Origin of the sequence: Ameyamaea chiangmaiensis, assembly GCF_013376175.1 — a bacterium.
Classification (GTDB): Bacteria; Pseudomonadota; Alphaproteobacteria; order Acetobacterales; family Acetobacteraceae; genus Ameyamaea; species Ameyamaea chiangmaiensis.
In genome coordinates, this window is record NZ_JABXXR010000110.1 from 1 (window position 1) to 9648 (window position 9648).

Below are 9648 nucleotides of genomic sequence, written 5' to 3' on the forward strand. Positions count from 1 at the left end.
CTCTGCAGATCGGGCAGCACGACGGGCCAGCGCGCCGGGGGAAGCCGTGCGGCCATCAGGACGGGCACCGCCGCCTCGCGCGCCGCATTGAGCAGGTGAAGCAACGCACGCTCGCACGGCACGCGATCGGCATCGTCAAGCGCAATGCCGCAAGGGTTGTCGAGCAACGCGGGCACATCGCCCTGCGACAGCGCGGGCCCCTCGCACAGCATCATGCCCCCCGCACCGCCGCGCGCAGCCCACAGGCGCAAAAGATGCGTCTTGCCCGACCCGCCATCACCCCAGAGCACCAGACGCCCCTCCGGCCAGCGCTCGTGGCCAAGCCAGGCGCGCGCTTCAAGGTTCGAGGGCGCACAGATGAAACCCGCGCGGGTGAAATCCTCCGCGCGGTCGAGCGGCAGGGCAAGTTGCCCGGCGCCTGTGGCGGCAAAGGCCGCCTGCTCGTGCCGTTTCTGCATCAAGACCTGCACCATCGCTTTGCGCGCGCGCGCGACCTGCCCTAAAGAGGGGCCGAAGACCACATCCCGGCCCGATCCCGTCTGAGCCGCACGCGCACAAAAGCGGAACAGAACGAGTCGGGGCAAGCCAAAAAGGGCCCGCCACCCCATGAGCATCCCGCCTTCGTCCGACAGCACGGGCGTCCCCGCCAACGGACCCGCCGCCAAGGCTTCGTCGGGGGGCGCCACATACCGCCATGCCGGTGTCGATATCGAGGCGGGCGATGCGCTGGTCGAGGCGATCAAACCGGCCGCCCGCGCGACCGACCGACGCGGCACGATGGGCGGCCTGGGCGGCTTCGGTGCGCTGTTCGACCTCAAGGCCGCCGGGTTCACGGACCCCGTGCTGGTGTCGTGCACCGATGGTGTGGGCACCAAGCTGATGATCGCCATCGAAACGGGCCTGCATACGGACGTCGGCGTCGATCTGGTGGCCATGTGCGTCAACGATCTGGTGGTCCAGGGTGCGGAACCGCTGTTCTTTCTCGATTATTTCGCGACCGGCAAACTGGCCGTCGAGGACGCGGCCTCGATCGTTCGCGGCATCGCGCGCGGCTGCGCCGAATCCGGTTGTGCGCTGGTCGGTGGCGAGACGGCGGAGATGCCGGGCATGTATGCCGCCGGACATTACGATCTGGCCGGCTTCTCGGTCGGTGCGGCAGAGCGCTCGGCCCTGTTGCCCGGCGCCATCGGCCCGGGCGATACGCTGATCGCCCTGCCGTCGAGCGGCGTGCACTCCAACGGGTTTTCGCTGGTCCGCGCGATCGTGCGCAACAGCGGGCTCGGCTGGGACGCCCCGGCCCCCTTCGCGCCGGACCGGACGCTGGCGCAGGCGCTGATGGTGCCGACAAAGCTGTATGTCCAGCCGGTGCTCGCGCTGCATCGCGCCGGTCTGTTGCATGGCGCCGCCCACATCACCGGCGGTGGCCTGCCCGGCAATCTGCCGCGCGTCCTGCCGAAGGGATGTGACGCGGTGATCGACGGCACCGCGTGGCCGATCCCGCCCGTCTTCGGCTGGCTGGCCGAGACAGGGCAGGTGGCGACCGACGAGATGCTTCGCGTGTTCAACTGCGGCGTCGGCATGGTGCTGATCACCCCCGAGCCGGACAGGGTCCTGGCCGAACTGGCCGCCATGGGCGAAGATGCCTACCGGATCGGCCGTCTGGACGCCGCGTCCGACGCACAGGCACCCGCCAGCCTGCGCCTGTCCGCACACCCCGCCTTCCGGGCCGGGGTCTGATGCACAAGCGGCGAATCGCCATCCTGATCAGCGGGCGCGGCAGCAACATGAGCGCGCTGATCGACGCCTGCCGCGATCCCGGGTTCCCGGCGGACATCGCGCTCGTGCTGTCCAATCGCCCCGACGCGGCGGGACTCGATGCCGCGCGCCAGGCGGGGCTCGCCATCGCCGCCATCGACCACACGCCCTTCGGCCGTGATCGGGAGGCGCATGAGCGTGCGATCGATGCGACGCTGCGGGACGCGGGCGTCGAACTGGTCTGCCTTGCGGGGTACATGCGTCTTCTGACCCCCTTCCTGACCGGCGCCTGGGCTGGCCGGATGCTCAATATCCATCCCAGCCTGCTGCCGGCGTTCCCCGGGCTGCACACGCACGAGCGCGCGCTGGGCGCGGGCGCGCGTCTGCATGGATGCACCGTGCATCTTGTCACCGAAGGCATGGATGAAGGCCCGATCGTCGCACAGGCCGCCGTGCCCGTGCTGCCGGGCGACACGCCGGAGACACTCGCCGCGCGCGTTCTGGTGCAGGAACACCGCCTCTACCCCGCCGCGCTTCGGCGCATGGTCGATCCGGATCACACCCCCCCGACCGCCAATGCGGACATGGCGCTGCTGAGCGCCTGACCTCGATCAGGCGCGCCATGGGGCGGGCTAGCACCGAGCGCGTGCTCCCTGCGGGTGATTAATATAGCATATTGCATATTTGTTCGCGCTCACGCTATGTCGTGGCCTCGGACGCCCGGAGCGCGTCCCGGTTCCTGACAGGCGGAGGCAGGCGGATATGTCGCGAACACAGCATAGTAACTGCTATATTGTGGAGTGGAGTGCATTTTGGCGCCGCCATCTCCATTGGCCCCTGCTCTCCCTGCTGGCATCGACCGTCCTCGTCCCAGGCAACGCCGCCGCGACAAGCCCTGCGCCGGCCACGGTTCCCAACCCTCGCACGCCGAAAACCCGGCCGGCGTCCACGCCGCCCCATGCCACCGAGGCGATCTCCGTCGTCGGGCATCTGGATCAGGCCCGTGGACGCCTGTCGCCGGCCCTGGGCGCCGTGTCCTACGGGATCGACCAACGCCAGATCACGGCAACCCCCCAAGGCCAGAACGCACCGTTCAGCCAGATCATGCTGCGGATGCCCGGTGTCGTGCTCGACAGTTATGGCGAGGTGCACGTGCGGGGCGAACATGGCGGCCTGACCTACCGGGTGAACGGCGTGCTTCTACCCGAGGGACTGAACGGTTTCGGACAGGAACTCGACACGCGGATCATCCAGACCGTCAGCCTGTTGACCGGCACCCTGCCCGCCCAGTTCGGGTTTCGCACCGCAGGGGTGGTGGATGTCGCGACCAAAAGCGGGGCGTCGCTGAAACACAGCCAGCTCTCGCTGTATGGTGGAAGCTACAACACCGTCACGCCGTCGCTTCAGCTTGGCGGTCAAACAGGACATCTCGATTATTTCGCCACCGTGTCGTACAACCGCAACACCATCGGTATCGAGAATCCGACCGACACCTTTCGGCCGATCCATGACCTGACCCAGCAGATCAAGGCGTTCGGCTACCTGTCCGAACGACTGGACAATCAAAGCCGCCTCTCGCTGCTGACAAGTTTCTCGCAGGCCGACTTTGAACTGCCCAACACACCGAATCTTCCCGCGCTTTTTCGGATCGACGGTGTCTCGACCGACACGGCGGCCCCGCGCTCGCGCGACCTGGACGACCGACAGACCGAACAGAACGCGTATGCGGTCCTGTCCTATCAACGCACCGGAGAGCGCGTGAATCTTCAGGTATCGCCGTATTTCCGGTACGGCCGCATCGATTACACGCCCGATCCGGTGCGCGACCTCGTCTTTCAGGGCGTCGCGGAACATGAAATCAACGATTTCACCACGGGCGGCCTGCAACTCGACCTGTCGTGGGACAGCGGCACCCGCCATACGATCCGCGCCGGACTTCTGGGGCACTATACCGCCGAACGGCTGGACACCAATTCGCTTGTCTTGCCGGTTGACGACGTGGGCGTGCAGACCAGCGCCACACCCCGGAGGATAATCGACAATACCGGAAACTGGTCGGTAGAGGCAGGGGCCTATCTCCAGGACGAATATCGCATCACACGCACGCTGACCCTGAATGTAGGCCTGCGCTATGATCGTTTCGCGTCTTCCTTCGGGCAGCAGGGGCAGCTCAGCCCCCGTGCCAATCTGGTCTGGAAAGCCACGCCCGCAACGACGCTTCATCTCGGTTATGCGCGCTTTTTCGCACCGCCATCGCCGCAGTACATTCACCCGTCGACACTGGCCGCGTTTGGCGGCACCACGAACGCAGCGGCAAACCTGACGGATACGCCGACGCGGGTCGAAACATCGCATTATATCGACGCCGGACTGCTTCAGCACGTCACCCGCGACGATCAGATCACGATCGACGCGTTTTCAAAATGGGCGCACAACCTCACCGATCTGGGGCAGGTCGGGCGCGCCGTCATACTGGCGCCGTTCAGCTATCGCCGCGGGCAGGTCTATGGCGCGGAAATCGGCAATTCCTGGCGTCATGGCCCGTGGTCGGTCTTCACCAATTTCTCGTATGTGAAAACGTCGGCGCGGGAGATCAATTCTGCTGAATATCAGTTCGAGGCGATCGAACTGACCTACATCGCGTCCCACGTGATCCAGCTCGACCATCAGGGGCTTTACACGGCATCGGCCGGCGCTTCGTACAGCGGCCGCCATCATCTGGTCTCTCTCGATATGTTCTACGGCAATGGCCTGCGCAGTGGTTTTGCGAACCTTGACAAGGAACCCGCCTACGCCATCTTCAATGCCGGTTATCAATATACCTGGACACGACCACCGTTTGGTCACGATATCAAACTTCGTATCGATGTTCTCAATCTTTTCGACCATCACTATCAATTGCGCGACGGCAGCGGGGTTGGCGTGTACCAGGCGCAATACGGACAACGGCGCGGCGTGTTCTACGCCGCTGTGACGGAGTTCTGACGCCCTGCCCCTCGGTTGACAGAGTCGCCCAAGGGCAAGACGGTTGGCGTTCGAAACAACAGCCGGCGGCCCACACGCGCCATGTCTCCCGTCGTCTTCGCCGTCGTCCTGTTCGCAGCCTCCCTGCACGCCACATGGAATGCCATCGTCAAGCGCGGCAGCGACACGCTTCTGACCACGGTGCTGGTCGCCACGGCGGCCGCCGTGCTCGGGCTGCTCTGCGTGCCGTTCCTGCCGCCCCCCGCGCGCGCAAGCTGGCCCTACCTCGCCACCTCCAGCCTGCTTCAGGTTGTCTACTTCGCGCTCGTCGCCCGCGCCTACCACCTCGCGGACATGAGCCAGACCTACCCCCTCATGCGCGGGACCGCACCTCTACTGGTCGCGACGGCCACGACGCTGGGCCTCGGCCGCGATGCCTTATCGACCGAGGCATGGGCAGGTGTTGCCACGATCTGCGCGGGCATCCTGTGCATGACGGGAGGACAACGCCGGAAGGACGGCCACGCTGGCACCACCATTGCGCTGATCAACGCCGTCGTCATCGCCGGATACACGCTCGTCGATGGCACCGGGGTTCGTCTGTCCGGCGCGCCCGCGGCCTACACGCTGTGGCTGTCGATCCTGACCGGTGTGCCGCTTCTCGGCTGGGCCGTCATCGTCCGACGCGACGCGCTGGTCGCCTACGCGTCGCGCAATGGTGCTGCCGCCCTGACCGGGGGCGCCGGTACCCTTGCGTCCTACGGTCTGGCGTTGTGGGCCATGACACGGGCGCCGGTGGCCGTGATCGCGGCCCTGCGCGAGACGTCGATCGTTTTCGGCGTCGCGATCTCGGCGCTGGTGCTGCATGAGCCGGTCCGGCGACGACGGGTTGCGGCGGCCGTTCTGATCTGTGCGGGCGCGATCATTCTGCGGCTGGGGGCGGGCTAGGAGCGCCCGACGACACGTCGCGCAACGCGCGCGCCGCCGCGAGCGCGACATGCAGTTCGTCGAAAAGGTGCGCCTCGCCCACCACATCGGTCAGTTCATGCCGTCGCATGTCCGCCCGCAGATAGCCCGACACCCGGCCGAACAGCACCGTCACGCCCGATGCCTGAAGCGGCGCGATCAGTGCGCGCAGCGCATGGGCGGCGGCGTAATCGATATCGGTGATCGCCCCGGCGTCCACGATCACACAGCGCACGCGGTGCGGCGCCCTGGCCACCAATGCGGACACGTCCCCGGTAAAGCGGGCCGCGTTGGCGTAAAACAGATCCGCGCCGAAGCGATAGACGATCATCCCCGGCTCGGTCTCCAGCCCCGGACGACAGGGGACGGCCTCCAGCCCATGCTCCGCCGTGGACGGCTGCAACACCATCGTGTGCGGGCGATAGCTGTGGCGGACATGGCGGAACAGCGACAGCGTGATGGCCAGGAAAATCCCCTGCTGCACCCCCACGGCCACCACGGTCGCCGCCGTCGCCAGTGCCAGGCGCCATTCGCCGGGGCTTTCCGCGCGAATGGCCCGCAGCGTCCGCCACGCGATCATGTCGATGGCCACGGTGAAGACCAGCGCCGCCAGCACGCACCGGGGCAGGTCGCGCAGCGGTCCCGTCGCGAACAGTAAAACAAGCCCGGTGACGATCGCCACGACGACCTGCGCCCGCTGGCTGCGCGCGCCGGACTGAACCGACAGCGCGGTTGCGGTGGGACTGCCGTTGACGACGAAGGCGCCACTGACGCCCGCCAGCGCGTTGGCGACACCAAGCCCAAAGATATCGGCGTCCTCGTCGACCTGTTCGCCGAAACGCCCGGCGAAGGCACGGGCGGTGGCGGCACTCTGCGCGATGATGACAAAGACGCACGACGCCGCGACCGGCGCCAGGGCAAGCATCTCGTTCCAGCCGATGTCGGGCCACCCGAGGCGCGGCAGACCGCCCGGCACAGCCCCGAGCGTCGCAACGCCGCGTGAGTCCAGCCCGAACGCCGCACTGGCCCCGATACTCGCGATCACGATCGCCAGCGGCACCGGCGCGCGGGGCCAACGCGCCCGGCCGACGAAAACACCCGCGACGACCAGGGCCGCGATACCGGCATCCAGTCCGTGGGTGGAACGGAGCGTCGTGGCCAGCTCCCCGATCTGGCGCAGGGCGTTGGTCGTGTGGGATTCAAGGCCGAGCATATCGTGCAGCATGCCGACCGAGACTTGCACGCCCACGCCTGTCAGAAAGCCCGCGAGTACCGTCTCGGCCATGAAATCGGCCAGAAAACCAAGCCGTGCCAGCCGTGCGACCAACAGAAATGCGGCCGTCATCAGGGCAGTTGCCCCGACAAGGGCGAGATAATGCGCGCTGCCCGGGGGCGCCATAGGGGCCAGCGCGCCTGAAAAGATCGCCGCGGTCGCCGAGTCCGCCGCGACCACCAGATGGCGGGACGACCCGAACGCCGCGAATCCCAGAAGCGGAAGGATAAGAGTATAAAGCCCGGCGGCCGCCGGCGTGTGCGCGATGCGCGTGTAGCCCAGAACCTGCGGCAGCGTCATCGACGCCTGCGTCAACCCAGCGAGCGTGTCGCGCCACCAGGACGTGGGGCTGGGGGTGTTGGGTTCGGGCATGCTCACTCCCTACTCGGCGTCCCACGTGACCGGGACCGCACCCATAAGAGGCGCGCGACAGGGTGTCAGCACATCCAGGCCGCGACGACGCGGAACGGAGCCGCATGCGCAGCCCCGCGAACGGCCCGCCGAAGCGGGCCGGCCGGAATCAGCCGACGATCTCGATCTGCGAGAAGAAGAACGCGATCTCGATGGCGGCGTTCTCGGCACTGTCCGAGCCGTGGACCGAGTTCGCCTCGATGCTCTCGGCGAACTGCGCGCGGACGGTGCCCTCGGCAGCCTGTGCCGGGTTGGTCGCACCCATCACTTCGCGGTGCTTCAGGACTGCGTTCTCGCCTTCGAGAACCTGCACGACCACCGGATCGGTCGTCATGGAAGACACGAGGCTGCCGTAGAACGGACGGTCCTTGTGCACGGCGTAGAACGCGCCGGCCTGTGCGTCGGTCAGGCGGATGCGCTTCTGGGCGACAATGCGCAGGCCGGCGTCCTCGAACACGGCATTGATCTTGCCGGTCAGATTACGGCGGGTCGCGTCGGGCTTGATGATGGAAAGGGTACGTTCGACAGCCATGGGACGGCTCCTTGATATGATCGTGTCCGCCCCTGCCCTTGCGGCCACGCGGAGCGTCGGACACACAGTCCTGCGCGGCATCTAGAGCAAATCGCGCTTCACTGGTAGGTACCGTCACGAAGATTTAACGCCGATCCGCCCCGCATCCGGAGTTCTGTCCCCGTGAGCCTGCTTGTCATCTCCGACCTCGTCCTGCGCATCGCCGGGCGAACACTGCTCGACGGCGCAAGCCTGACCGTCGATCCCGGTCGCAAGATCGGGCTGGTCGGCCGTAACGGCGTGGGCAAGTCCACCCTGCTGGCGGCCATCGCCGGCGACATCGCGCCCGATGGCGGCACGATGCGCCTGTCGTCCCGGGCCCGCATGGCGCGCATCCGCCAGGAAGCGCCCTCGGGCGATGGATCGCTGCTGGAGACGGTTCTGGCCGGCGATCTGGAACGCACGGCCCTGCTGGCCGAGGCCGAAACCGCGATAGACGCCACCCGCATCGCCGACATTCACGAACGCCTGCTGGCCATCGACGCCGAAGCCGCACCGGCCCGCGCGGCGGCCATCCTGTCCGGCCTTGGTTTCGACGCAGCCGCACAGAGCCGCCCGGTGTCGGATTTCTCCGGTGGCTGGCGGATGCGCGTCGCCCTGGCGACCGCCCTGTTCCTCAATCCGGACCTGCTGCTTCTGGATGAGCCGACGAACCATCTCGACCTCGAAGCCACGCTCTGGCTCGAAGGCTGGCTGGCGCGTTTCGGGGGCGCATGCATCATCGTCAGCCACGATCGCGGCCTGCTGGACAGTTCGGTCGACGCAATCGCCCACCTCGATCGCGGAAAGATTTCACTGACGCCGGGCGGTTACAGTGAGTTCGTCCGGATCCGCACCGAACAGGCCCTGCAGCAGAACCGCGCCGCCGAACGCATCGCGGCACGTCGCGCGCACATGCAGTCCTTCGTGGACCGCTTTCGCGCCAAGGCCACCAAGGCCAAACAGGCCCAGGCACGGCTCAAGGCACTCGAAAAACTGCCACAGATCGACTCCGTGGTCGAGGACACGCCCACCCGTTTCGAGTTCCCCGAACCCGGGCCCCTGCCGCCGCCTATGATCACGCTCGATCGCGTGTCCATCGGCTATGACGGGCGGACCATCCTGTCGAATCTCTCGCAGCGGATCGACATGGAAGACCGCATCGCCCTGCTGGGCGCCAACGGCAACGGCAAGTCGACGCTGGCCAAGCTTCTGGCCGGCCGGATGGAGCCGATGGCGGGCACGACGCAGCATAGCCCGCGTCTGAAAGTCGGCTATTTCGCACAGCATCAGTCCGAGGAACTGCGGCTCGACGACACGCCGATCGACCATATGGCCCGCGCCATGCCGACCGCGCCCGCCGCCGCGGTGCGCAGCCAGCTGGCCCGCTTCGGGCTGGACGCCAACCGTGCGGAGACCTGTGTGGGCGACCTGTCGGGCGGCGAGAAGGCGCGCCTGCTGCTGGCACTGGCCACCCGCGATGCGCCACACCTTCTGATCCTCGACGAACCGACCAACCATCTCGACCTCGATGCCCGCGACGCGCTGACCCGGGCGCTGGCCGCGTTTGACGGCGCGGTCCTGCTGATCAGCCACGACCCGCATCTGGTCGAGGCCGTGGCCGACCGGCTGTGGCTGGTCGCCGACGGCCGCGTCGAGAGCTTTGATGGCGACATGGCCGATTACCGTAGCTGGCTGATCGAGCGCGCACGGGCCGCCAACCGACCGG

General features: G+C 67.2%; 7 protein-coding genes and 1 pseudogene. 5 read left to right on the forward strand and 3 right to left on the reverse strand.

What is annotated here, in order from left to right:
- Nucleotides 1–584: pseudogene (locus tag HUK82_RS12090) on the reverse strand (hypothetical protein); the annotation flags it as partial.
- A gap of 22 nt (nucleotides 585–606) precedes the next feature.
- On the opposite strand from HUK82_RS12090, the gene purM reads away from it, so the two are divergent.
- The 4 genes from purM (at nucleotide 607) to HUK82_RS12110 (ending at nucleotide 5667) form a co-directional block, all read left to right on the forward strand.
- Nucleotides 607–1737: a phosphoribosylformylglycinamidine cyclo-ligase gene (purM, locus tag HUK82_RS12095; RefSeq protein ID WP_176614204.1), complete on the forward strand. Its 1131-nt coding sequence runs from the start codon at nucleotides 607–609 to the stop codon at nucleotides 1735–1737.
- On the forward strand, nucleotides 1737–2360 hold the full coding sequence (gene purN, locus HUK82_RS12100; RefSeq protein ID WP_176614205.1) for a phosphoribosylglycinamide formyltransferase: 624 nt from the start codon (nucleotides 1737–1739) through the stop codon (nucleotides 2358–2360). Before purM ends, purN begins: the two co-directional genes overlap by 1 nt.
- A 157-nt stretch (nucleotides 2361–2517) precedes the next feature.
- Complete coding sequence (locus HUK82_RS12105; RefSeq protein WP_176614206.1) at nucleotides 2518–4740, forward strand: TonB-dependent receptor; 2223 nt, start codon at nucleotides 2518–2520, stop codon at nucleotides 4738–4740.
- 81 nt (nucleotides 4741–4821) lie between these two features.
- Nucleotides 4822–5667, forward strand: coding sequence for an EamA family transporter (locus HUK82_RS12110; protein WP_176614207.1), 846 nt, complete (start codon nucleotides 4822–4824; stop codon nucleotides 5665–5667).
- Here HUK82_RS12110 and HUK82_RS12115 read toward each other — a convergent pair.
- A complete protein-coding gene (locus tag HUK82_RS12115) occupies nucleotides 5642–7330 on the reverse strand; it encodes a SulP family inorganic anion transporter (protein WP_176614208.1) in 1689 nt (562 codons plus the stop codon). The genes HUK82_RS12110 and HUK82_RS12115 overlap by 26 nt on opposite strands.
- A 148-nt stretch (nucleotides 7331–7478) precedes the next feature.
- Nucleotides 7479–7901 (reverse strand): nucleoside-diphosphate kinase, encoded by a 423-nt coding sequence (ndk, locus tag HUK82_RS12120; protein ID WP_176614209.1) that lies wholly within the window; start codon nucleotides 7899–7901, stop codon nucleotides 7479–7481.
- Between the two features lie 162 nt (nucleotides 7902–8063).
- On the opposite strand from ndk, the gene HUK82_RS12125 reads away from it, so the two are divergent.
- Nucleotides 8064–9648, forward strand: a 1585-nt coding sequence (locus HUK82_RS12125; protein ID WP_176614210.1) for an ABC-F family ATP-binding cassette domain-containing protein, incomplete at its 3' end; no start/stop codon positions are given.

What these genes read in the sequence shown, in the direction of transcription:
- purM (WP_176614204.1), top strand. Translation starts at nt 607, where the DNA reads ATGAGCATCCCGCCTTCGTCCGACAGCACGGGCGTCCCCGCCAACGGA.
- purN (WP_176614205.1), top strand. Translation starts at nt 1,737, where the DNA reads ATGCACAAGCGGCGAATCGCCATCCTGATCAGCGGGCGCGGCAGCAAC.
- HUK82_RS12105 (WP_176614206.1), top strand. Translation starts at nt 2,518, where the DNA reads ATGTCGCGAACACAGCATAGTAACTGCTATATTGTGGAGTGGAGTGCA.
- HUK82_RS12110 (WP_176614207.1), top strand. Translation starts at nt 4,822, where the DNA reads ATGTCTCCCGTCGTCTTCGCCGTCGTCCTGTTCGCAGCCTCCCTGCAC.
- HUK82_RS12115 (WP_176614208.1), bottom strand. Translation starts at nt 7,330, where the DNA reads ATGCCCGAACCCAACACCCCCAGCCCCACGTCCTGGTGGCGCGACACG.
- ndk (WP_176614209.1), bottom strand. Translation starts at nt 7,901, where the DNA reads ATGGCTGTCGAACGTACCCTTTCCATCATCAAGCCCGACGCGACCCGC.